This window comes from Sorangium sp. So ce381 (assembly GCF_051473845.1).
GTDB lineage: Bacteria > Myxococcota_A > Polyangia > Polyangiales > Polyangiaceae > Sorangium > Sorangium atrum.
On sequence record NZ_CP150336.1, the window covers coordinates 2,489,324 to 2,512,269 of the forward strand.

The 22,946-nt window shown below is 70.6% G+C and carries 19 protein-coding genes; 14 read left to right on the top strand and 5 right to left on the bottom strand.

The window, feature by feature from the left end; genetic code table 11:
• Window positions 1–41 precede the first annotated feature (41 nt).
• From WMF29_RS09515 to WMF29_RS09550, 8 genes are all read left to right on the top strand, one after another.
• The gene (locus WMF29_RS09515; RefSeq protein ID WP_044964406.1) at window positions 42–1,031 is read left to right on the top strand and encodes a PP2C family protein-serine/threonine phosphatase; all 990 of its coding nucleotides are present in this window, start codon (window positions 42–44) and stop codon (window positions 1,029–1,031) included.
• The gene (locus WMF29_RS09520) at window positions 1,031–1,522 is read left to right on the top strand and encodes an ATP-binding protein (protein ID WP_231864758.1); all 492 of its coding nucleotides are present in this window, start codon (window positions 1,031–1,033) and stop codon (window positions 1,520–1,522) included. The genes WMF29_RS09515 and WMF29_RS09520 overlap by 1 nt, the downstream gene beginning before the upstream one ends.
• 34 nt (window positions 1,523–1,556) lie before the next feature.
• A complete protein-coding gene (locus WMF29_RS09525) occupies window positions 1,557–1,967 on the top strand; it encodes a hypothetical protein (RefSeq protein ID WP_012234416.1) in 411 nt (136 codons plus the stop codon).
• A 34-nt stretch (window positions 1,968–2,001) separates the two neighbouring features.
• Complete coding sequence (locus WMF29_RS09530) at window positions 2,002–3,372, top strand: STAS domain-containing protein (RefSeq protein WP_437328531.1); 1,371 nt, start codon at window positions 2,002–2,004, stop codon at window positions 3,370–3,372.
• Between the two features lie 270 nt (window positions 3,373–3,642).
• Window positions 3,643–4,131, top strand: coding sequence for a MarR family winged helix-turn-helix transcriptional regulator (locus WMF29_RS09535; protein ID WP_272101458.1), 489 nt, complete (start codon window positions 3,643–3,645; stop codon window positions 4,129–4,131).
• 24 nt (window positions 4,132–4,155) lie between these two features.
• Window positions 4,156–5,103 carry a 3-keto-5-aminohexanoate cleavage protein gene (locus WMF29_RS09540; protein ID WP_437328532.1) on the top strand — a complete coding sequence of 316 codons (948 nt, stop codon included), beginning with the start codon at window positions 4,156–4,158 and terminating at the stop codon, window positions 5,101–5,103.
• Entirely contained in the window at window positions 5,100–5,885 is a 786-nt protein-coding gene (locus WMF29_RS09545) for an enoyl-CoA hydratase/isomerase family protein (RefSeq protein WP_437328533.1), read from the top strand. Before WMF29_RS09540 ends, WMF29_RS09545 begins: the two co-directional genes overlap by 4 nt.
• A gap of 37 nt (window positions 5,886–5,922) precedes the next feature.
• Window positions 5,923–7,485 (top strand): acyl-CoA carboxylase subunit beta, encoded by a 1,563-nt coding sequence (locus WMF29_RS09550; RefSeq protein WP_437331099.1) that lies wholly within the window; start codon window positions 5,923–5,925, stop codon window positions 7,483–7,485.
• Between the two features lie 46 nt (window positions 7,486–7,531).
• On the opposite strand, the gene WMF29_RS09555 is transcribed toward WMF29_RS09550, so the two are convergent.
• Window positions 7,532–9,091 (bottom strand): hypothetical protein, encoded by a 1,560-nt coding sequence (locus WMF29_RS09555; protein ID WP_437328534.1) that lies wholly within the window; start codon window positions 9,089–9,091, stop codon window positions 7,532–7,534.
• 122 nt (window positions 9,092–9,213) lie between these two features.
• On the opposite strand from WMF29_RS09555, the gene WMF29_RS09560 reads away from it, so the two are divergent.
• On the top strand, window positions 9,214–9,972 hold the full coding sequence (locus WMF29_RS09560; protein WP_437328535.1) for a thiamine phosphate synthase: 759 nt from the start codon (window positions 9,214–9,216) through the stop codon (window positions 9,970–9,972).
• Window positions 9,969–10,574, top strand: a complete 606-nt coding sequence (locus WMF29_RS09565; RefSeq protein ID WP_437328536.1) for a hypothetical protein — start codon at window positions 9,969–9,971, stop codon at window positions 10,572–10,574. Before WMF29_RS09560 ends, WMF29_RS09565 begins: the two co-directional genes overlap by 4 nt.
• 48 nt (window positions 10,575–10,622) lie before the next feature.
• On the opposite strand, the gene WMF29_RS09570 is transcribed toward WMF29_RS09565, so the two are convergent.
• Window positions 10,623–11,618: an ATP-binding protein gene (locus WMF29_RS09570; RefSeq protein WP_437328537.1), complete on the bottom strand. Its 996-nt coding sequence runs from the start codon at window positions 11,616–11,618 to the stop codon at window positions 10,623–10,625.
• 193 nt (window positions 11,619–11,811) lie between these two features.
• On the opposite strand from WMF29_RS09570, the gene WMF29_RS09575 reads away from it, so the two are divergent.
• Window positions 11,812–12,840 carry an NAD-dependent epimerase/dehydratase family protein gene (locus WMF29_RS09575; protein ID WP_437328538.1) on the top strand — a complete coding sequence of 343 codons (1,029 nt, stop codon included), beginning with the start codon at window positions 11,812–11,814 and terminating at the stop codon, window positions 12,838–12,840.
• Between the two features lie 106 nt (window positions 12,841–12,946).
• Complete coding sequence (locus tag WMF29_RS09580) at window positions 12,947–14,455, top strand: phenylacetate--CoA ligase family protein (RefSeq protein ID WP_437328539.1); 1,509 nt, start codon at window positions 12,947–12,949, stop codon at window positions 14,453–14,455.
• A gap of 19 nt (window positions 14,456–14,474) precedes the next feature.
• On the opposite strand, the gene WMF29_RS09585 is transcribed toward WMF29_RS09580, so the two are convergent.
• Window positions 14,475–17,075, bottom strand: coding sequence for an SUMF1/EgtB/PvdO family nonheme iron enzyme (locus tag WMF29_RS09585; RefSeq protein WP_437328540.1), 2,601 nt, complete (start codon window positions 17,073–17,075; stop codon window positions 14,475–14,477).
• 261 nt (window positions 17,076–17,336) lie between these two features.
• Between WMF29_RS09585 and WMF29_RS09590 the strand changes: the two genes are divergently transcribed.
• A complete protein-coding gene (locus tag WMF29_RS09590) occupies window positions 17,337–18,218 on the top strand; it encodes an NAD-dependent epimerase/dehydratase family protein (protein ID WP_437328541.1) in 882 nt (293 codons plus the stop codon).
• Between the two features lie 57 nt (window positions 18,219–18,275).
• Here the strand turns inward: WMF29_RS09590 and WMF29_RS09595 are convergent, their stop codons facing one another.
• Complete coding sequence (locus WMF29_RS09595; RefSeq protein ID WP_437328542.1) at window positions 18,276–18,905, bottom strand: Uma2 family endonuclease; 630 nt, start codon at window positions 18,903–18,905, stop codon at window positions 18,276–18,278.
• 185 nt (window positions 18,906–19,090) lie between these two features.
• Between WMF29_RS09595 and WMF29_RS09600 the strand changes: the two genes are divergently transcribed.
• Window positions 19,091–21,148 (top strand): CotH kinase family protein, encoded by a 2,058-nt coding sequence (locus tag WMF29_RS09600; RefSeq protein WP_437328543.1) that lies wholly within the window; start codon window positions 19,091–19,093, stop codon window positions 21,146–21,148.
• On the opposite strand, the gene WMF29_RS09605 is transcribed toward WMF29_RS09600, so the two are convergent.
• Complete coding sequence (locus WMF29_RS09605) at window positions 21,140–22,888, bottom strand: hypothetical protein (RefSeq protein WP_437328544.1); 1,749 nt, start codon at window positions 22,886–22,888, stop codon at window positions 21,140–21,142. The genes WMF29_RS09600 and WMF29_RS09605 overlap by 9 nt on opposite strands.
• Window positions 22,889–22,946 lie beyond the last annotated feature (58 nt).

A 22,946-nucleotide genomic window follows, 5' to 3' on the forward strand; every position in this document is an offset into this window, starting at 1 on the left:
TGGGTTCTTCCGTCCAACCCGAATCGCGTCCAGGTCGAGCCATGACTGCACCCAAGGACATCAGCTCGATGCACTCCAGAGGCTTCCTGCAGAAGCAGAGCAATCTGGATGCCATCAGGGCGATCGTGAAGGAGCGGCAAGCGTGGAACACGTTGCTCCGCGAGGAGGGGAACTTCACAGACTTCATGGAGCGCTGCAGCGCGCTGCTTGAGTACGTCGACAAGCTGAAGCTCGACTTCGACGACCTCTCGCTGGTGCACGAGGCGATCCTGGAGCACGCGACCAGCATCGAGAACGAGCTCGAAGGGTACAACCGGGCCATCGACGACGACCTCGCGGTGGCGCGGCAGGTCCAGCGCGCCCTGCTTCCGGAGGCGAGCGGGGCCATCGCCTCGTCGTTCGACATGGCGATCTTCCACAAGCAGCTCGCCCAGGTCGGAGGAGACTACTACGACTTCTTCTACCTCCCCGGCGAGCGCCACGCGATAGGTGTTTACGATATCTCAGGTCACGGAGTATCGTCGGCGCTCATCATGGCGTTTCTGAAGGCGCAGTTCGCCCACGCTACCAAGCGGCTCGATAGCCCAGGGGCGATCGTGGACTGGGTGAACCGGAGCGCTTACTCGTTCCTCCGGGAGGTTCGCCGGTACGCGACGGTGAACTTCGTCATGTTTACTGACCGATTCCTCCGCTACGTCTCGGGCGGAGGGTACGGGCTCCTGGTCCGTCGCGGTACGCCTCGCTCGTTCAACCGGGTGAGCAACTTCATCGGTCTGCGCATCAAGCCATTTCATGAGTTCGAGCTGCCGTTCGAGGAGGATGACGTCCTCGCCTTGTACACAGACGGGATGTTCGAGGCGCAGGACGCGAGCGGGGAGATATATTCCGTGCAACGTCTCAACGAAATCGTCGTCAAGCACAGCGAGGAACCGGTGCAGGTGATCCTCGACCGGTGCATCGAGGACTACACGCGGTTCCGGGTCGCGGACGCGGACGACATCACACTGATCATCCTGCGAAGGTGCGCCTGATGAAGCCCGAGAAGAATCATTCGCAGACGTCGGTCGGTGCATCGATATATATCTCTCCGATCGATCACATCACGGGCGACGTGGCCGGCCTGCTTGCGAACTTTTTGGACGCGCTTCTGGTGAGGTTCTATCCCAGACGGATCTGCCAGAAGGTCAACGTGGTGGTCACGGAGCTGGTCACCAACGTGCTCCAGCACGGGACCGAGCGTGAGAGCGAGGTGCGGCTCGATCTGAGCATCGATCCCGATCGATTGCTCATCAAGGTATCCAACCGCGTTACGCCGGAAGAGTACCGGACCGTCAAGGCGGTATTCGACGAGATCTTCGCCGCGGAGGACCCGAGAGAGCTCTTTGCCAGGACGGTGCGCGAGAGGCGCAACGATCGACGCAGGGGCGGTCTAGGGCTCATTCGGTTGACCGCCGAGAACAAATTCCATCTCTCGACGCAGTACGTCGATGGAATCCTCGTCGTCCAGGCTACTTTCCCTTGAAAAGGCTGCGTATGTTTTCCACGAAAGGTCGCGTATGAAGGCTCTCAGCTATGGAGAAATCACGGATGGCGGGCTGAGCGTCTTTCAGTCGGTCGCCCGGCTCGATGACGACAACCGCCTCGTCTTGACCTTCGAGGGCGCTATCCGGATCGACAACCCGTACCGGTACCTGTCGAGCTACCTGGACGAGCTCGCCCGAGTCCTCCCGCAGCACCCGATCACGTCCACGGTGATGGATTTCGTGAAGATGCGGTTCTGCAACTCGAACGGCTTCTACGTCATCATGGATATCGTGGACGCCGTGTACAACCTGGTGCCCGGCCGGGTGACCGTGCGGCGGATCCTCGACGATGACTGGCAGCACGAGACGCTGCCCATCCTGCTGAACCTGAACGAGGAGCACGTGGCCGCGCGGACGACGTTCGAGGACGTCAAGGAGACCTAAGCGTGGGGGTGTGGGCTGGGTAGGGCTGCCGGCGATGGACACACCTTCGAACGAAGCGGACGTAGAGAGGTTCTTCGCTGTCTGTCCCGATCCGCTGTGTGTTTTGCGGAGCGATGGATCGTTCCTGCGTGTGAGCGGCGCCTGGGAGCGGACGCTCGGCCTGGGGACGGAGGATCTCGTCGGCCGGAGCCTCCTCGATCTCGTGCACCAGGACGACGTCGTCGCGACCAGGGAGCAGATGGATCGGCTCCGGCAGGGGCCCGTCACGCTCGGGCTGGAGAACCGGTGCAGGAGCAGGAGCGGCCTCTACGTCTGGCTGTCGTGGTCGATGCTCTCGGTACCGAGCGAGGGGCTCGTGTACGGCTGGGCGCGCAACGTGGGCAAGCAGAAGCGCCTCGAGCGGGCGCTGATGCAGCGGATCGAGACCAAGATGCTGGTCGCGTCGATCTCGGCCCACTTCATCAACGTGAAGCTTTCGGACGTCGACCGAGGCTTCCACTCGGCGCTCGCGGAGCTCGGCAAGGCGCTGCGCGCCGACAGGACGAGCCTCTTCCTCCTCGCGGAGGACGGGCGGCGGTTCCTGAACACGCACGAGTGGTGCGCCGAGGGGGTGCCGTCGCTGCGCGCGGAGCGGGGGGTCGTGTCCAGGGACGTGTATCCGTGGCTCGTCGAGCGGCTGTTCCGCCTCGAGGTGTGCGACGTGCCGCGCGTGGCCGATCTGCCGGATGAGGCAGCGAGCGAGCGGCGGGCCTTCACGGAGCTCGGGATCGCCTCGCTCGTCCGGATGCCTGCAGCGTACGCCGGGCGGCTCGTGGGGGTCGTGGGGCTCGACGCGGTGCGATCCACCCGCGCGTGGGACAAGAGCGTCCGGGCGCTGCTCCAGGTCATCGGCGAGATGTTCGCGATCACGCTGGAGCGCATGCGCGCCGAGGAGTCGCTGCGCGAGGTGGTCGAGCAGCAGGAGTCGATGCGCGCGGTGATCTCGCGGCAGGAGTCCGCGATCGAGACGCTGTCGACGCCGATCATCCAGGTCTGGGACAGCGTGCTCGTGCTGCCGCTCGTCGGCAGCATCGATCGTCACCGGGCGACCGAGATCACGGAGAAGCTGCTGCACACGATCGTCGAGACGAAGTCGCGTTATGCGATCGTCGAGGTGACGGGGGTCGAAGAGGTCGACTCCACGACGGCGCAGCACCTCATCAGCATGCTGCAGACGATCGAGCTGCTCGGAGCGCAGGGGGTCGTGGCCGGGGTCCAGCCGCAGGTGGCGCAGACGGCCTCGTCGCTCGGGGTCGAGCTCTCGTCCGTCCAGGTGCATCGGGACCTCCAGGAGGCGCTGCGGTGGTGCATCCGGGAGCTCCGGGCAGACCGGGGGCCAGCGAAGCAGCGGCGGGGACGGCGGTAGCTCCCGCCTCGCGCCGCGTTCTCCTACCTCCGAACGTTTACGTGGACGTTTACGTGGTCGTGAACGTGGTCGTGGTCGTGGTCGTTCACGGCCTGTCGTTGACGACCACGACCACGACCACGACCACGACCACGACCACGAAAACGTTCACGACGACGTGAACGTTCATGTTGGTGACCGGGGGGCTGCGGTGGGGCAGCGCTCGCTCGGTCGGGGGGCGCGGGAGCTTGACGCAACCCCGGGGAGCGAATATTTCGTACACGAAGCATCGTGACAGCGACCCTGCCGCCGCCCGAGAGGCCGGAGATCGACGCCATCGTGGAGATGATCATCTATCTCTACACGGAGTCGCGCAGGCTCACGAAGGGCATGGCGAGCGGGTTCGGCCTCACCGGGCCACAGCTCACCATCCTCAAGCTGCTCGAGTCGTTCCAGGATCTCTCGCTGTCCACGCTGTCGGAGCGCATCCGGGCGCAGAACAGCACCGTGACCGGGATCGTCGATCGCATGGAGCGAGAGGGGCTCGTCCGGCGCGAACGCTCGAAGGCCGACCGGCGCGTCGTCCACATCCGGCTCAGCGAGAAGGGGGCGCGGCTCGCCCGCGAGATCCAGGTCGAACCGATGGAGATCTTCCGGAGCGCGCTGCTCAGCTTGAGCCCGACCGATCTGCGCGATCTGCTCCGGATCCTGACGAAGCTGCAAAAACAGGTGGTGTCGCGGGTCGGACAGAACCGGACCGAAGAAGAGCGACGGCGCTGAGGACGCGAAAGGGAGGCAGGGGGCATGAGAGAGAAGCCGACGTTCACCGGGGAACCGAGGGATCCGAACGGGCGAGATCCCGATATCTGCGTGGTGACCTGCGCGCTGACAGGGGTGCTCGCCGGCCGCAAGCAGTGCCCGGCCATCCCGTATACGCCGGTCGAGATCGCCGAGGAGGCGAAGCGGGCCTACGACGCAGGGGCGGCGGCGGTGCACATCCACGCGCGCAACGACGACGGATCTCCGACGTTCTCTCCGGCCGTGTTCGCGCGGATCAAGGACGAGGTGCGCCAGCGCTGCCCGGTGATCCTGAACTTCTCGACGGGCACCCTCCTCGACGACGTGAGCGATCAGTGCGCGACCCTCCGGGAGAGCCGCCCCGAGATCGCGGCGCTCAACATGGGCACCATGAACTACTCGAAGTACTCCCGCGCGCGGAAGACCTTCGATTTCGATATGGTGTTTCCCAACACGTACGCGAAGATCGGCAAGCTCCTTCACGCCATGAACGAGGCCGGGACGAAGCCCGAGCTCGAGTGCTTCGATACGGGGCACACCCAGGGCACCTGGCCGCTCGTCGACATGGGGCTCCTCAAACCCCCGCTCCAGTTCTCGTTCATCGTCAACGTGCTGGGCGGCATCCCCGCGCACGTGGAGTCGCTCCAGCTCCAGACAAGGATCATGCCTCCCGGCTCCGAGTGGGAGGTGATCGGGATCAGCCACGGGCAGTGGAGGATGCTGGCGGCGGCGCTCGTGCTCGGCGGCAACGTGCGGTGCGGGCTCGAGGACCACTTCTACCTGCCGAGCGGCGAGATGGCGCGCAGCAACGGTGAGCTCTGCGAGGTGGCCGTGCGCATGGTGCACGACGTCGGCCGCAGGCCGGCGACGGTCGAGGAAGCCCGGCAGATCCTGGGCCTTCACGGCGGCGGCGCGGCAGGAGCGGCAGGAGCGGCCGGAGGGGCGGCCTCGTGACGGCGCGCGCGTACACGCTCATCCAGGCGTTCTCTGCGGGGGGGGTCCTCCGGATCACGCTGAACAACCCGTGGCGCAAGAACGCGATCGGGCCGGCGATGGTGAGCGAGCTCCTCGACGCCCTCGCGGCGGGCGCGGCGGACGAGTCGGTGCGCTGCGTGGTCCTGACCGGCGCGGGCGACGCGTTCTGCGCGGGCGGGGACTTCGCGCAGATCTCGGGCGCCGACGGGGCGCCGCCGCCCCAGATGAAGGGCGATTACGCGGACCTCCTGCTCGCCTTCGCCAACTCGAGCAAGCCGATCGTGGCGCGGGTGAACGGGCACGCGCTCGGCGGCGGGCTCGGGCTCGTCGCGGCGTCGCACTTCGCGATCGGCGCCCGCGGCGCCAAGCTCGGGACGCCGGAGATCAACGTCGGCCTGTTCCCGATGATGATCATGGCGGTGCTCCAGCGGCACGTCAGCCGGCGCAAGCTGCTGGAGATGATGCTCCTCGGGCAGCGCCTCGACGCCGACGAGGCCGCGCAGTGCGGCCTGCTCAACAAGGTGGTCGAGCCGGGCGCGCTCGACGCCGCGGTCGACGAGGTGAGCTCCGCCATCGCCTCGAAGAGCCCGATCGCGGTGCGCCTCGGCCTGGAGGCGTTCGCGGCGCAGGACGATCTCGACCTCGAGTCGGCGCTGCCGCTCCTGCGCGAGCGGCTCGCCGGCTGCCTCGCGACGGACGACGCGCGGGAAGGGCTCCTGGCCTTTCTGGAGAAGCGAAAGCCCCGCTGGTCGGGCAAGTAGGCGCGCCGGGGCGCGCAGGGAGAGGTGGCCCGTGAACATGCGAGAGCTCGTGAAGGACCTCGAGGCCCGCCGGGAGCAGGTGCGGCGGATGGGCGGCGAGGAGCGCGTGGCGAAGCAGCACGCGCGCGGGAAGATGACGGCGCGGGAGCGGCTCGCGGCGTTCTTCGACGACGGCGTGCACTTCGAGGTGGGGATGCACGGCACGCAGATGGGGCTCGCGGCCGGGCCGGACGGGAGCGACAGGCCGCCGGCGGACGCGGTGGTCTGCGGGTTCGGCAAGGTCGACGGGCGGATGGTCTGCGCGGCGGCGTACGACTTCACCGTGAAGGGCGGCAGCATCGGGCACACGGGCGAGGAGAAGGTGACCCGGCTGCGGCAGATGGCGCTCCGCGGCCGATGGCCCATCGTGTGGTTCATCGACTCGGGCGGGGCGCGCATCGATCCCGGCTCGATGCACCCGGACAGCATCTCGCTGTTCGCCGGCTCCGGGCACCTGTTCCGCGAGCAGGTGCACATGAGCGGCGTCGTGCCGCAGGTCGCCGCCATGGTGGGGCCGGGCGCAGCGGGCACCGCGTACATCCCGGGGCTCGCGGACTTCGTGCCGATGGTCAAGGACGTCGGCTCGATGGCGCTCGGCGGCCCCGCGCTCGTGCGCGCGATGACGGGCGAGGACATCTCCGAGCAGGAGCTCGGCGGCAGCAAGGTGCACGCGACGAAGAGCGGCGTCGGGGACGCGGAGTACCCGAGCGACGCCGAGTGCGTCGCCGCGGTGAAGCGGTACCTGTCGTTCTTCCCTTCGAGCTGCGACGAGGAGCCGCCGCGCCTGCCGGTCACGGATCCGATCGACCGGCGGGAGGAGTCGCTGCTCGACCTCCTGCCGGAGAGCCCGCGGCGCGCGTACGACATGCTGAAGCTGATCGACGCCATCGTCGATCACGGCGAGCGGTTCGACCTGAAGCCGCGGTGGGCGCGCTCGATCATCACCTGCCTCGCGCGCATCGGCGGCCAGCCGGTCGGCGTCGTGGCGAACCAGCCGACCCAGATGGGCGGCATCCTCGACGTGGACGCGTCGGACAAGGCCGCGCGCTTCATGCAGATCTGCGACGCGTTCAACATCCCGCTCGTGTTCCTCCAGGACGTGCCGGGGTTCATGATCGGCTCGAAGGTCGAGCACGAGGGGATCATCCGCCACGGGGCGAAGATGCTGCATGTCATGGCGGCGGCCACGGTGCCCAAGATCACGGTGGTCGTGCGCAAGGCGTACGGCGCGGGCTACTACGTGATGTGCGGGCGCGCGTACGAGCCGGACCTCATCGTCGGCTGGCCGACCGCGGAGATCAGCGTGATGGGGCCGGAGGGGATGCTCGGGATCGCGGCGAGGAAGATGTTCGGCGACGCGCCGCCGCCGCCGGAGGTGAAGCAGGGGATGGTCGACGCGATCCAGAAGAACATCGATGTGATGAAGGTCGCCGGCTGGGGGCTCATCGACGACGTGATCGATCCGCGGGACACGCGGAGGGCGATCGCGTGGGGGCTGGAGCTCGCGCGGAAGAAGCGGGTGGAGCGGCCGGAGAAGAAGCGGGGGATCCTGCCGGTGTAGATCGCGCCCGGGACGGCGTTTACCGTCTCAGGGGGTCTACTTCGTTCTACGGGTCGTGATCCTCGTGTTCCGATGCCTGGCCGGCCTCGGGCTTCGGCGTCGGCACGGCTCTCGGCGCGGCCGCGTAGAACGGCTCTGGTGCGCTCTTCACGCGAAGGAGCGTCGTGTTCTTGGCGGGGACGAGGGCCGTGTACGCGTCCAGGGCGAGATCGGTGCCCGGCTCGTTCGCGTGCAGCGTGGCCGTCACCTCGTAGAGGCCCTCGCGGTTGAACGTGTCGGTGGGGCAGATCTCCCGGAGGAGGAGCGAGACGTCGACCGATGCGCCGGGCTTCAGCGTCTTGAAGAGATCGCGCGGGACCGCCCCGGTCGGCGGCGCCGCCGCGCATATCGTCTCGCCGTTCGGGCCGGCGACGTGGAACTCGAACATCCGAGACCGGATGGCGACGGTCATGGGGCGCCTGCCAGCGTTCTTCGCGCTCACCCGGACGACGATCGAGCGAGGGGTCGCCGCGTCGGACCAGGGGTCGCTCGTGAGCTCCAGGCGAGGCGCGTTGGCGTCCACGATCGGCTTGCCCCGCGGACCGGCGCCGTGGTCCTTGTCCGACGGAACGCGCTTTTCCGCGGCCTCGCCAGCGGAACTGTCCGCGGACGTCTGGGCCGCTTTGTCGTCCGTAGGTTGAGCGGCCTTGTCGCTCTGGAGCTGAGCGGCCTTGTCGCCCTGGGGCTGAGCGGCCTTGTCGCCCTGGGGCTGAGCGGCCTTGTCGCCCTGGGGCTGAGCGGCCTTGTCGTCCTGGGGCTGAGCTGTCTGGTCCGCCAGCGACGGCGTCTTGGCGTCGCCCGCGTGTTCCGTCTCCGTGGCCTCCTCGTGGGGCAGGCCGTAGCTCAGCACGACGGTGGGCCCCGCGAGGCCGGGCGCCGGGGCGAACGCCGGCGGATGGTCCGTCGACTCCGCAGCGAACGGAGCCGCTGGCGGCTTCTTCGACCACTTGGGAGGCGGACCCCAGCCATACCAGGCCTTCACCACCGACCCGCCGGCGAGCGCCGCCTCGTCCTTGCCGAAGCAGAGCAGGCGCGGGTCGAAATGCTCCATGTACGACTGACCGGGCGCGAGGAGCAGCGCGCGCCGCTCCGGGAAGCCGCTCGGCTTGAGCCCCGCGGGCGCGGCGCAACGAACCGTCTTCTTCGTGCGCTTGTTCAGCGTGTCGACCTCCAGGCGCAGCAGCCGCACGTCCGCCGGGATGCGCATCGGCCGCTCCCCTTCGTTGTCGATCCGCAACGTCCAGGGTCCGTGCGGCGACGGCGCGATGAGCCACAGGCGCGCCGGCGCAGGCGGCAGCGGCGGGGCTTCGGGCGCCTTCTTCTTCGCGCTCGCCTTGGGCGCACCGACGCTCGCCTTGGGCGCGGCGACCTTGCTCGCTGCGGGCGGCGGGGCCGCGCCTGCCTTCGGCCCCTCCGCGGGCACGGAGGAGCCCGGCCCCTCGGTCTGCTGCGCAGGGGTCGACTTCTCTTCCGCGAGCGCAGGGCTCGACGCGAGCCCCATCACGGCCGCTGCAGCCGGAGCGATCGAGGTGAACAGACAGGCGATCCGGACGAGACGTGTGCGCATGGAGGATCCGTTCGGGAGCGAACGCTTCCGCTTTCTTTCCGGGGGCGTCAACCTTAGCGTGGCCAGCGAGCCTGGCCTCCTCCGGAGCGCACCGGCGCTCTCCCATCGCTCGAAGCGTGATCATGCGCGGCCTGTACGCCATCGTCGACACCGACTCGCTCGCGCGCCGCGGGCTCGATCCTGCGGCGTTCGCCGAGGCCGTCCTCGACGCGCGCCCCGCGGCGATCCAGCTGCGCGACAAGCGGGGCGGCGCGGCCCAGACGCTCTCGCTCCTCCGCGCGATCCAGCCGCTGGCCGCGCGCGCGGGCGTGCCGCTGTTCGCGAACGACAGGGCGGATCTCGCGATCCTCGCCCGCTGCGACGGCGTGCACGTCGGCCAGGACGATCTCCCGGTGGCCGCGGTTCGCAGGCTGGCGCAGCGCGCTTCCGTCCCGCTGCGCGTCGGGCTCTCCACCCACACGTCCGCGCAGATCGAGGCCGCGCTGCGGGCGTCGAGCGAGCTCCGCGATTCAAGCGATCCCGGCGATTCCCTCGATCGCCTCGATTACGTGGCCATCGGGCCGATCTTCGCGACCTCGAGCAAGGAGCGGCCCGACGCCGTGGTCGGTCTCGAGGGGCTCGCGTCGCTGCGCGCCCTGGTCGAGCGGGCGCGTCCCGGGCTCCCGGTCGTGGCGATCGGCGGCATCTCGCTGGAGAGGGCGGCCGAGGTGGGCGCGCACTGCTCCGCCGCCGCGATCATCGCCGCGCTGCTGCCGGATCAGGGCACGCCCGCGCCGCGCGCCCTCGAGGAGGTGAGCGCGCGGGCGCGGGCGCTCCAGGAGGCGCTCGCGCTGGCGGGCGCGGGCGCGGGCGCGGCGCCCGTGGACAGGGGCGCGCGATGAGCCTCACGCTGCTCGCGGCGGCCGCCGCGGCGGTGGCCGCGACCGTGGGCTACATGGCGTCGCGCCGCGAGCGGGAGGCGCCGGGAGGGAGCGGCGGCGAGCGCGCGCGAGGCGCGCCGGCGGCGCCCCAGGGGGACGCGCCGTGGCACGAGCTGCCGCTCGCGCTCGGCGACGTGGTCCTCGCCGGGAGCGAGGAGCGCTGGCTCTCGGGCGCGATCGTCGCGCGCGAGCGGGGCGAGATCGTCGCCGCGGTGTTCCTCGCGCCCGAGGGCGGCGCGCACGGGGCGGTCGTGGCCTTCCCCGCGCCGCGGCGCGAGATCCTGTGGCTCGCGCCTGCGGCGGCCGACTCGCCGGACGAGCCGCCGGCTACGCTCGAGATCGCGGGCGCGACCATGCGGCGGCGGGCGCGGCTGCCGGCGGCGCTCGAGCGGTGCGGGCAGGGCGCGCCCTCCGTGGGCGATGCAGGGATCATCGCCCTCTACGAGGGCGCCGGGCACGACGCGGCCGTTGTGCTCGCCAGCGAGGGGCGGATCCACGCGTGGGCCGGCCGGCGCGTCGAGGACGGCGGATACGACCGGCTGGGCGGAGGCGGCGAGGGCTGACGCCGGCCTGCGCGGCCTGCGCGGCATCGCAGGGTCGCGCGGCGCCTGTCAGCCGACGACGCCGCGCAGCTCCGCGATCAGCGACGCCATCGCGAGGCTCGGCGAGGCGTTGCGCTCGAGCTGCGCCACGGCGCGGGAGACCGCCGCGTAACGCCGGGCCGACAGGCCTGCGCGGCGCGGATCGGACGCGACCGCGGAGCGGGCCTCGCGGGCGAGCGCGGCGCTCAGCGCGCGGAGGTCGTCCTTGAGGGCGCCCTTGTCGCGGTCGACTGACTCGGCGAACGCGACGGCGGGCCCGAGGTCCCGGGCGGCCGCGGCGTCGAGGACACCCTTCACGAAGGCGTCGCGCGAGGCGGTCTGCTCCTCGTCCGCGAGATCGAGCGCCGTGGACGCGCTGCCGGCGGCGAGCTCGACGGCGAGGTCGTGCCGCCCCTCGGGCACGCCGCGACCGCGGAGGACGCGGCGGATGAGGGCCTCGGAGAGCGGGGCGAAGCGCACGGGCAGGGTGCGCGAGCGGATCGTGTTGAGCAGGCGATCGCCGCGCGAGGTCAAGAGGATGAAGTGGGTGCCGGGCCGCGGCTCCTCGAGCGTCTTGAGGAACGCGTTCGCGGCGCCGACGCTGAGGTCCTCGGCGTCGCGGACGATGAACACCCGAGCGCGCCCCTCGTGGGGCGGGTAGGCGGCGTGGGCGAGCACGATGGATCGGACCTGGTCGACCGAGATCTCGGTCAGCTCGTCGCGGCTCCGGCCGATCACGGCGGCGGGGTAGAAGTTCTTCGCGACGATCTGCACGTCGGGGTGGAGCGGCGCCGCGGGGCGCCCGTCGGAGCGCGCGGCCGCGCGCCGGCACGCGTCGCAGCGGCCGCAGCCGAGCGGGTCGCCCCCGGTGCAGACGAGCGCCTGGGAGAGGGCGACGGCCGCGAGCTCCTTGCCGACGCCCGGCGGGCCCTCGAAGCGGTAGGCGTGGTGCACGCGGCCCGCCTCGAGCGCGCGCACGAGCGTGCCGATCGCGGTGTCCTGGCCGAGGATGTGGGAGAACGGCACGGCCCGCTATCTAGCACGACCGGGGGTCGACCTGGTCCCGGTCCGCGCCGCGCGCGGCCGCCCGGCGGCGGCGTCCTTCCTTCCCGCGCGCGATGGCGTCCTCGTCATCGTCATCGTCCCAGCGCGCCCGCTCGCGCCGCGATGTGGCGTCCTCGTCATCGTCATTGCGCGCGGCGGTGATAGGTTGCCGCGCATGCGCGTCCTCGTGCTCGGCGGCACTCGATTCATGGGTCATTTCCTGGTCTATCGCCTGCTCGCGGCGGGCCACCAGGTCACGCTGCTGAACCGCGGCGCGACGCCCGACGCGTTCGGCGATCGCGTCGCGCGGGTCCGCTGCGATCGCGCGGCCGGCGATCTCGCGAAGGCGCTCGGAGGCCGCGAGTTCGACGCCGCGGTGGACTTCACCGCATACACGGCCGCGGACGGCCGCGCGGCGGCCCAGGCGCTCGGCGGCGGGCGCGTCGGCCACTACGTGATGATCAGCACCGGCTCGGTGTACCTCGTCCGGGAGGCGTGCCCGCGGCCGTCGCGCGAGCGCGACTACCACGGCCCCCTGCTCCCGGAGCCCGCGGGCGAAAAGGACCGCGAGGCGTGGTCTTACGGCATGAACAAGCGCGGCTGCGAGGAGGAGATCGCCGCCGCCTGGCAGAGGGACCGCTTTCCCGCCACCGTCCTGCGCATCCCGATGGTGAACGGGGAGCGCGATCCGTACCGCCGCCTCGATCGGTACATCGTCCGCATGCTCGACGGCGGTCCGCTGCTCGTCCCGGACGGCGGCGGACACCCGGTGCGGCACGTCTACAGCGGCGACGTCGTGAGGGCGATCGTGAAGCTGCTCCTCCTGCCGTCGACCTTCGGCGAGGCGTACAACCTCTGCATGGACGAGGCACCGACGCTCCCCGAGCTGCTCGAGCTCATCGCCTCGCTGCTCGGCGCGCCGGCGCGGCTCGCGCCCATCCCGTCGGCGGCGCTCAGGGCCCGCGGCATCGACCCGGTCGCGATGTCGCCGTTCAGCGATCGCTGGATGTCGCTGCTGGATCCAGCGAAGGCGAAGGCGGAGCTCGGCTTCCAGCACACGCCGCTCCGGCGCTGGCTGGAGACGGTGATCACGTCGCTGCTCGCGAACCCGCCTTCCGAGCCGCCGGACGGCTACGAGAAGCGCGCCGACGAGGTCGCGCTGGCGGCGGAGCTCTCCGGCGCGGGGAGGGGTGGAGGGCGCTGACCGTGCGCGGGCGCTTTCGCCCCCGAGGGTATAGAGAGGCAGCCGGGCGCTTTCGTTGAACCGGCGTTCGCTTTCTGCGAACCATCGGACGGAGGGAGATCTCGCGATGCACGATGCGCAACCCAAGCGGATCCTGGCGGCCATCGACGCCTTCCTGAGCACGCCGCTCGACGCGGCGCTGTCGCGGCACCGTGAGGCCGATCCGGCCGAGCGCGCGCTCGCGCTGTTCCACGAGGTCGCCGCCGCTGTCCCTGCCTACCGCCGCTTCCTCGCGGAGCACGGCGTGGACCCGGCGGCGGTGCGGACGCCCGCGGATTTCGCGGCGCTGCCGGTGATCACGAAGCAGAACTACGTGCTCAGGCACCCCATCGCGGATCTGTGCCGCGGCGGGCGGGTCGAGCCGTGCGACATGATCGCGGTCTCCTCGGGCTCGACGGGCAAGCCGACGTTCTGGCCGCGCTCCATCACGGACGAGCTCCCGGTCGCCCGGCGCTTCGAGCAGGTGTTCCACGACGGCTTCCGGGCCGACACGCGCCGCACGCTCGCCGTCGTGTGCTTCGCGCTCGGCTCGTGGGTCGGCGGGATGTACACCGCCGCGTGCTGCCGTCACCTCGCGGCGAAGGGGTATCCGATCACGGTCGTCACGCCGGGCAACAACAAGGACGAGATATTCCGTGTCGTGCAGGATCTGGGGCCGGCGTTCGAGCAGGTCGTCCTGCTCGGATATCCGCCGTTCCTGAAGGACGTCATCGACACGGGGCGGGCCCGGGGCGTCGACTGGGCGCCTTTCCGGATCAAGCTCGTGATGGCCGGGGAGGTGTTCAGCGAGGAGTGGCGGACCCTGGTCGGCGAGCGCGTCGGGTCGACATCGCCCTGCTACGACTCGGCTTCGCTGTACGGGACGGCGGACGCCGGCGTGCTGGGGAACGAGACGCCGCTCAGCGTCGCGATCCGCCGGTTCCTCGCGGGGAGGCCGGACGCCGCGCGCGCCCTGTTCGGGCAGGACCGGCTCCCCACGCTCGTTCAGTACGATCCGGCGGAGCGGTTCTTCGAGCAGCGCGACGGGATGCTCCTCTTCTCGGGCGACAACGGCGTTCCGCTCGTCCGTTACGCGATCCTCGACAGCGGGGGCGTTTACTCGCACGCGGACATGATCGCGGCCCTGGCCGGCTTCGGCTTCGACCCGCTGCGGGAGCTCGACGGGGAGCGCGGGGCCCGGGAGCTCCCGTTCGTCTATGTGTTCGGGCGCTCGGATTTCACGGTGTCGTACTTCGGGGCGAACATCTATCCGGAGAACGTGGTCGTGGGCATCGAGCAGCCCGGCGTGAAGGAGTGGGTGACCGGGAAGTTCGTGCTGGAGGTCCGCGAGGGCGCGGACAGGGACGTGGTCCTCTCGGTGGTGGTGGAGCTCGCGCCGGGGGAAGGGGAGAGCGAGGCGCGGCGCGAGGCGGCAGCGCGGTCGATCGAGGAGCACCTCGTCCGGCTGAACAGCGAGTTCAGGAACTACGTGCCGGCGGGGAAGCGGGCGCCGCGGGTGACGCTGAGGGCGGCGGGAGATCCGGAGTACTTCCCGCTCGGGGTAAAGCACCGGTATACGCGTAAGCCGGGGGGGTGAGGGCGGCGCCAATCGGGGATTACCCCTTCCGGCGGGCGGGACCTGCGCAGCGGAAGCCGAGGTGCTCGTTTTGGTACCAGGGTCTGTAGCCGATCCGGCTTGCTGAGCGCAGCCATTTGGGCCTGTCAACGAACGAGCCACCGCGCACCACCCGGGCGGCGTCGCTCGTATGCTGGGTCACTCTCTCCTGGGGCGCCTCGGGTGATGTTATCTTGTCAAGTCCGCGATACGCGTCCCAGGTCCACTCCCAGACATTCCCGTGCATATCGTAAAGATTCCACGGGTTAGGCTTCTTGTGGCCGACTGAAGCCGCCCGGCCTTGGCTGTTTTTGGCATACCAAGCAAAATCCCCTACATGGTGTTCGTTGTCGCCGAAGAAGTACCGAGTCCTCGTCCCGGCACGACACGCATACTCCCATTCCGTCTCCTGCGGCAGCCGAAAGCCATTGGCGTCCTGTATCCAGACCACGCTGTCGGGAGTTAGCGTATAGCAGGGCCGCCTTCCCGCCAGCCTGGAGAGCGCATTGCAGAATTCGATCGCGCCTACCCATGTGACGTTAGTTACCGGCCGATTCGCCCGTCCCTCTGGGACGGTGCCGCCTAGCACCGCCGTGTACTGCCCCACGGTGACGGGCGTGGCGGCCAGCACGAAAGGCGCGACCTCCATGTGGTACTGGGGCCGCTCCACCTCGTGTGATTCTGGATCCTCGTTCGAGCTGCCCATCAAGAACTCTCCGCTGGGAATGTCCACCCACGGCAAGAGCGACTCGAAGAAGTCGCTCTGATAGGTCACGTTCGCTTGGTTCCTGTTCGGCTTCCCGACGATGGTGCAGCGGAAGGTTCCGCGCTCCTGAAAGCGCGCCGCGGCAGGGCCGGGGATCAGAGGCTTCCGCCAGATTAGGCTCCAACCTCCGGACACGACCGTTTGTTCCCCGATCTCGTCGAGGTCTACGACGGTCACCTCCACCAACGGCCTCACTCGCTCCCCCCGCGGGTGCAGGATGGCGTGTTCGATCGCTGCGCGAACCGGGCCTCCTCGCTCGATGTCTCGCTCCACCGCCCTCATGAAGCTGCCCTTTGCTCGCCGCGCACCATCGGTGGCGTTCCCCGGCGCCTCGCCTTCGCTCGCGGCGGTGCTTCTTGGCGCCTCCCGCGGCGCGTCGCCTCCGCTCTCCGCCGCGCCCCTGAGCGCCTCGCAGAAGGCCTCCACATCCGGGAACCGCTCGGACGCCTCGAACTCGATCGCCCGCTCCAGTACCTTCCGCATCGCGGCGCTGCACGGCAGCCGCTCGATCACCCGCCCCGGATACCGCATCATGATCGGCGGCAGCTCACCGCCGTGCAGGCAGAACACGGCCGTCATGCCGAGCCCGTACACGTCTGCGCGCGCGTCCGCGTCCTGCGGGCGGTGCATGAGCTCCGGCGCCGCATAAAGGAAGGTCCCCAGCGCCCCGCTCCTCGTGCCCCCCGTCGTGTCGCGCGCCCAGACGAGATCGAAGTCTGTAATCCGCGGCAGCCCCTCTCCGTCGAGCAGGATGTTCGCCGGCTTCACGTCCCGGTGCACGAGCCCCCTCCCGTGCGCGAACGAGATCGCCTCTCCAGCGCTGAGGAGCAGCGGTATCACTTGCTCTGCTGGCAATCGCTTCCCGACGACCGCGCTGTGCACGTCCTCGCCATGGACGAGCTCCATCACGAAGTAGTGCCAGCCGCTGTCCTCGCCCTTGGGCTCGAGGATGCGCACCACGCCGGGGTGATCGAGCTCCGCCATCGCGCGCGCTCCCCGGAAGAACCGCTCCCGCCGGCTCTCGTCGCCCGCCAGGTTCGGGTGCAGCACCTTGATCGCCACAGGCAGATCGCCCCGCCCCGCGTCGAGCGCGCGCCACACGGTCGCGAATCCGCCGCGCCCGATCCGCTCCAGCAGCAGGTACCGGCCGTCGCCGAGCTCCTCGCCGACGTGGAGCTGGCCGCCTTCCCGGCGCTTGCGCCGGAGGTCGACGATCTCCCGGTCCACCTCCTCGGTGCTCGCGCCGGCGGCCCTCAGCCTCACCCGCCGCTTCTGCGCCGCGGCGATCTGCCTGTCGACAGCGCGGATTGTCTCGTCTGCTTCACGCAGGCTCACGCCGAGCGCGCCGGGCAGCGCGGTCGCGCTGGAGAGCGCCGCCTCCGGCCGCGCGATCGCGGCGGCTTCCTCCACCGCCGCGCGGATGCCCTGTACAACCTCCCTCCACGCTTCATCCAGGTTGGCCCGGCTCATCACAGCCACGCCGTCCCGCGGCAGCGCCTGGAGCTCTGCCAGCGGAGTGCCCTCCAGGACGCATGCGCGCACCAGGATGGGCATCACGCGCGCCGCTCCGCTGCGATGCCGCTCCAGCGCTCGCCCGAGCTCTCGCTCGTAGCAGCTGTCCGAGGCGAGGAACGCCTCGCTTACCAGCAGGAGCACCACCTCGGCGGAGGAGAGCTCCGCTGCGCTCGACTCGTCGCGCATCGCGCCTGGACCGATCCGGCCGCGGTGCCAGGTGCTCACCAGGCCCTGCCGCTTGAGGGAGGCGAGGTGCGCCTCGAGCGCTTCGAGGTGGGACCGATCCGCGGGGGCGTAGGAGATGAAGACGTGGACCGCCATGCGCAGAGGAGCGTCGCTGCGGCGAGCACGCTGCGTCCCGGCTGCCCGCTCCCCGTCGACCAGGCTACCAGACGCGGCGTGGGCCCTCGACCATCCGTTGGATCTTCGCCGTCCCGCGGCCGTGGAAGCGGCTGGGGCGGGCCCCGGGGCGCGGGCCGACGACATCGCGACCCCATCCGTGCACCTCGGCGCGGCCTGCAGCGCCCTCGCGCCGCGGAGGCGTCCGCTCGCGCTTGCTGGTAGAAGCGTCGCCCAGCACCCATGCTCAACACCTCTCCCCCGCTCATCGTCCTCGGCTGCGGCTTCACCGGCGCGGTGGTCGCCGGCCTGCGGAGGGCGTCCGGCGTCCGCGTCGTCGCGACGACGCGCTCGTCCGAGCGCGCCGCGGAGCTCGCGAAGGCAGGCATCGAGGTGAGCGTCCTCCCGGCCCTCACCGCCGAGGCCGTCGACCGGCTCGTGACGGACGGCGCGGACGTGCTCGTCGCCTTCCCGCCCGACGGCGCGACCGACGCCGCGATCGCGCCCTCGCTCCGCCGCGCGCGCGCGATCGCGTACGTCTCGTCGACCGCGGTGTACGGCGACGCGACGGGGCGCATCGACGAGGCGACGCCCACGTCGGCCGACGGCCCCCGCGCCGCGGCGCGCCTCGCGGCCGAGGACGTGTACCGCGCGCGCGGCGCCGTGGTGCTGCGCGCCGCGGGCATCTACGGCCCGGGCCGCGGCCTGCACCAGCGGCTCTTGCGCGGCGACTTCCGCATGACCGGCGAGGGCGATCGGCAGGGGAGGAACGTCGTCTCGCGCATCCACGTCGAGGACCTCGCGCGCCTCGCGCTCGCGGCGCTGGAGCGCGCCGCCCCCGGCGAGGCCTTCCTGGTCGCGGACGACGCGCCCGTGCCGCAGATCGAGGTCGTCCGCTGGCTCTGCGCGCGGCTCGGCCTCGCGCTGCCGGCCGGCGCGCCGCGGGAGGATCTGCACGAGACGCTCCGCCACGATCGCGCCGTGGACAACGCGAAGATCAAGCGCGCCCTCGGCATGGCGCTGCTCTATCCGAGCTACGTCGAAGGGTTCGAGGCGTGCCTGGCCGTCGAGGCCGAGGCGCCGGCCCCCGCGGCGAGCGAGCGCGGCCCGCGGCACCGCGGGTGAGCTGCGCTGGCATCGCGGGTGGACGCCGCGCGACCGCGCCGTTCGCCGCTCGCGCTGCTACGACTCGTCGTCCGCGCTGCCTTGCGGCGGCTCCGTCGCGTCGAGCCGGTCGAGCTCGCGAAAGAGCGCGTCCAGATCGAGCGTCAGCCCCTCGCAGCCCGGGACCTCCCGGAGCACCCCTCCGGGCGCGGTGAGGCGGTGCTGGTAGAGCCCGCCGCGCGCGAGCTCGTGGATCTCCAGGGTGCGGAGCTGCGGATCGAGCAGCCAGTACCAGCGCACCCCGAACGCGGCGTACTCCTCGAGCTTCTCGACGCGATCGCGCCGGCTGTCCCGCGGCGAGGGGGAGACGATCTCGACCATGATGTCCGGCGGGATGCCGACGGCGCCACGGGCCGGGGGCCTTCGCGAGGTCGGGAGGAACGCCGACACGTCGGACTTGCGCCCGCGCCGCGGCTTGAGCGCGTACTTCACCTCGGAGCCGAAGACGAAGCCGCCGCGCGGGATGAGCCAGGCCCGCAGGGTGTGGATGAGCCAGGCGACGGCCAGCTCGTGGACGCAATCGGGCATCTCTTCCTCGACCAGGCGGCCATCGATGAGCTCACCGGCCTCGTCTTCCGGCAGCGCTGCCCACTCCGCGACGGACAAGAGGCGGGCTGCCTGGGGCTCAGGATACGGGCGCTGGCTCACGCCTGGAAACGTACCATCACCGCGCGCCCCGTGCCGGTCATGAGCGGGTTCGCGGGGTCACGCGGCGCGCCTGCACGGCGCGGCGACGCACGATGTCCAGCGAGGCATCCATGCCTGCCGTGAAAATCGGGCATCGACGGACGCGATGGCCGCGACTAGGGTCGAGGCTCTTGGAGGATCGTTGGATGAAGCTTGGGTATTGGATGGTGCTTGCACTTGCGGCTGCCGCGGTGGGCGCAGGCTGCGGTGATGACGAAGGCGCGAGCAGCGGCGTCGGGCCAGGCGGCTCGGGCGGGGCTGGCGCCGGAGGCGCTGGAGGCGGAGGCGCTGGAGGCGCCGGTGGAGAGGGCAGCACGAGCGACGGCGGGAGCGGCGGGCAGCCCCCGACGCCGCGGTGCGAGCCGTCCGACCCCGCGCTGGCCGACCGCGACGCGGACGAGCTGTACGCGGCGGAGGAGGTCCCGCGCTTCGACTTCTATCTTCCGGAAGAGCGCTGGGCGGAGCTCAAGGAGAACGCCCGTGACGAGCAGTATGTCGAGGCCGAGGCCTGCTACAAGGGCAAGAGCCTGGGCGTGGTGGGCCTGCGCTTCAAGGGGGGTTACGGCACCCTGGACATGTGCTTCGACGGGGAGGGAAACCTCACCTGTCCGAAGCTCAGCATGAAGGTGAAGTTCGACGAGTACGTCGACGGACAGCGCTTCTACGCGCAGAAGCGCCTGAACTTCCACTCCATGATCTGGGACCCCACACGGCTTCACGAGCGGATCGCCTATGGCCTGTTCCGGGAGATGGGCGTGGCCGCCCCGCGGAGCGCGTGGGCGACGCTGAGCGTGAACGGCGAGTCGCAGGGGCTCTTCTCGATGGTCGAGGACGTGGATGGCCGCTTCCTGGAACACCACTTCTCCGACGCTCCGGACGGCGATCTCTACAAGGAAGCGTGGCCGGTCTCGGACGACGCCGGCTACTACGCGGAGCGGATCGAGACGAACGAGGACGCGGCCACGCACGAGCGATTCATCGCGTTCTCGACCGCCCTCGCGTCCGCCGAGGGCGCGGGGCGCCTCTCCGCGCTGTCGGAGTGGACGGACATCGAGCAGCTGCAGCGCTACATGGCCGTCGATGAGACGATCGTGAACTGGGACGGCGTCACGACCTACTATGCCAACGAGGCCGGCGTCGCCGCCAACCACAACTTCTACTTCTACGACGAGCCCTCGTCGGGCAAGTTCCACCTCATCCCGTGGGATCTCGATCAGACCCTCGGCCCCAGCACCTACTTCGGCCACGTGCCGCGCTGGACGGAGACGCCGGCGGACTGCAGCGCCGTGGTCCCCGTGTTCATGGGCTCCGAGCACGTGCGCCCGCCGGGCTGCGACGCGCTGTTCGGCGCCTTGAACCAGGACGCAGCGGGCTACAAGGCCGCGCTGCAGGCGCTCTATGAGGGCCCGTTCAGCGAGGGGCGGCTCGAGGAGCAGGTCGACAAGTACGCGGCGCTGATCCGCGCCGCCGTCGAGGAGGATCCGCTCGGGCCCGGGCTCGCCGGGTGGGAGCCCGCGGTGGAGCGCCTCAGGCACGAGCTGCCGATCTTGCGAGAGCGCCTGGGGCGCTTCGCCAGCGACACGCCGCTCGCGCCCTTCTCGTTCACCGCGACGGGGATCAACGACTTCGAGGCCGCGGACACGCTCGGGCTCTACGTCGGGACGGTGGTGTCCACCAACAACGCGTCGAGCGCCGTGCCTGGCCTTTCGCAGGAAGATCCGCTGAACGGCGCGCAGAGCATGCTCCTCCGCTTCGACTTCCGCGACGAGGCGGCTCCCTGGGGGCAGTACGTGTATTTCGGGGTGCCTCTCGCCGAGGGCGTGATCGACGCGACCGCGCTCGAGGGGGTCCGCTTCTGGGCGCGGGCGGAGGCGGCGCGGGGGATGCGCTTCGACGTCGAGAGCCCGGCGCAGAGCGAAGGGCTCACGGGCGTTCGTCACGGATGGGATGTGCGGCTCACCGCCGAGCCGACGCTGATCGAGCTGAGGTTCGCCGACATGGCGCTCCCCGGCTGGGCCATCGATCAGGGGCGCGACCCGGGCGACGACGTGAACGACGTGCTCCGATCGATCGTCGGCCTCTCCTTCAGCGCGGAGATGAACGGCGTTCGCGCGAACGGCTTCCTCGGCAAGGACAAGGTCGACTCGGGCACCATCGAGATCGACGACGTCGAGTTCTTCGGCCCGACGTCCGAATCACCCTGAGCGACGGATGCGGAGGCCCGGAGCCGAGCGCCCCGGGTCTCCGCGCCTCCTGCGGCGGAGCCCGAGGCTCACGGCGAGGAGCAACGCGGCCCCTCCGCCGGCGGAGGGCGCGTCGCCGCCGAGGCTGCAGCTGCAGCCCGCCGACTCCCCGCTCCCGCTCGCGTCCCCGCCGGCGCCGGTGGAGGGAGCCCCGCCCGAGCCCGATCCGGCCCCGCCCGAGCCCGACGCGGCGTCGCCCGCGCCGACCGAGGCGGCCACGTCGAGCGTCGGACCCGCCGACGTCGTGGTGGCGGGAGACGGCGGCTCCTCGGCGCACATGCCGGCCACGCACCGCTCGCCCGCGGGGCAGACGACGCCGTCGCAGAGGTCGACGCACGCCCCGCCACGGCAATAGGTGCCCGCGCCGCACGCCACGTCGGCGCACGCCGCCTCGACGCACCGCCCGGTGTCCGCCGCGCAGCGGTCGTCCGACGGGCAGCCCCGGCAGCCGCACTCGACAACGCACACGCCGCTCTCGCACACCTCGCCGGCGCCGCACGTCACGCCGTCGCATGGATCCAGGCAGCGGTCGCCGCGACAGGTCTGGCCGTGCGGGCACACCACGCCGTCGCACGGGGCGCGGCACACGCCGTCATGGCACACCTGGCCGACATCGCACTTCGCGTCGACGCACGCCTGCTCGACGCACAGGCCCTCCACGCACACGAGCCCAGGATCGCACGGGAACTCGGCCGAGCCGCAGCGGTTCACGCAGCGGCCGCGGCTGCACACCTGGTCCTCCGGACAGGGCGCCTCCTCGTCGACGATGTCGTCGCAGTCGTTGTCGATGCCGTCGCACTGCTCGGCCTGGCTGCCAGGCTCGACGATCGGCGTGCAGATCGCCTGTCCCTGCGCGTCGCAGTCCGAGATGCCCGCGCGGCACGCGCCCACGTTCTCCTCGACCTCGCACGGCTGGCCGGCCGCTGGGCACGTGATGCCGGAGAAGCGGAACAGGAAGTCCTCGTAATCGAGGTCGTTGCCGTTGACGCCCGCGGCGCCGGCGGCGTTCCGGAAGTCGAGATCCTCGAACCCCAGGTAGAACGTGTTGGCGAGCTGGTTCGACCTGTAGATGAGATCGGAGTACCAGGGCCCCGGACTCGCGCACGCCCTACACTCCACGTTGAACCGATGCTCGGTGTAGTGGTACTGCGTGGCGTTTCCATCGCCGGTGCCGTTCGGGTTGGGGATCAGCACGAAGCCGATGAGGCCGCCCGCGTAGGCGGGGTTCTCCCGGATCGAGACGGCCGTCAGCTCGCGCTTCTCTGCGGGCGGCAGAGCGCCAGAGAACGGAAAGAGGATCTGGATATCGCTCTCCGGCGCCGGCGTGCCGAGGTTGGCGCCGGTGTCCACTGGGACGTACCGCGGCGGGTCGCCGCTGTCGCGGGCATCATCGACGTTGTACCAGCCGACCGCGAAGTTGGCGCCTCCTCCCTTGTCGATGTACTTGCCGCTGAACTCGCAGAGCGGCGAGAACACCTGGGGCTCCACCGCGGCGTCGGCCACGACGTCGATCATCTCGTCGAGGCTGTCGTTCTTTGCCGAGCCGTTCAGCAGATCGCTCAATCGCTCCGTGATCACGGGAACGACGGTGCCGTTCGGCTGCACCACATCCGCGCGCGCCGTCCCGCCCGCGGCGAGCGCCACGAGGAGGGCCGCACGCCACGCGAGAGCAGACGGTTTGTTGGGGGTCGACCAGCGCATCGGGCTTCTCCTTCCGACAGGGTATGTGAGTCCGGATCGTAAATTGGACTCGAGTTTT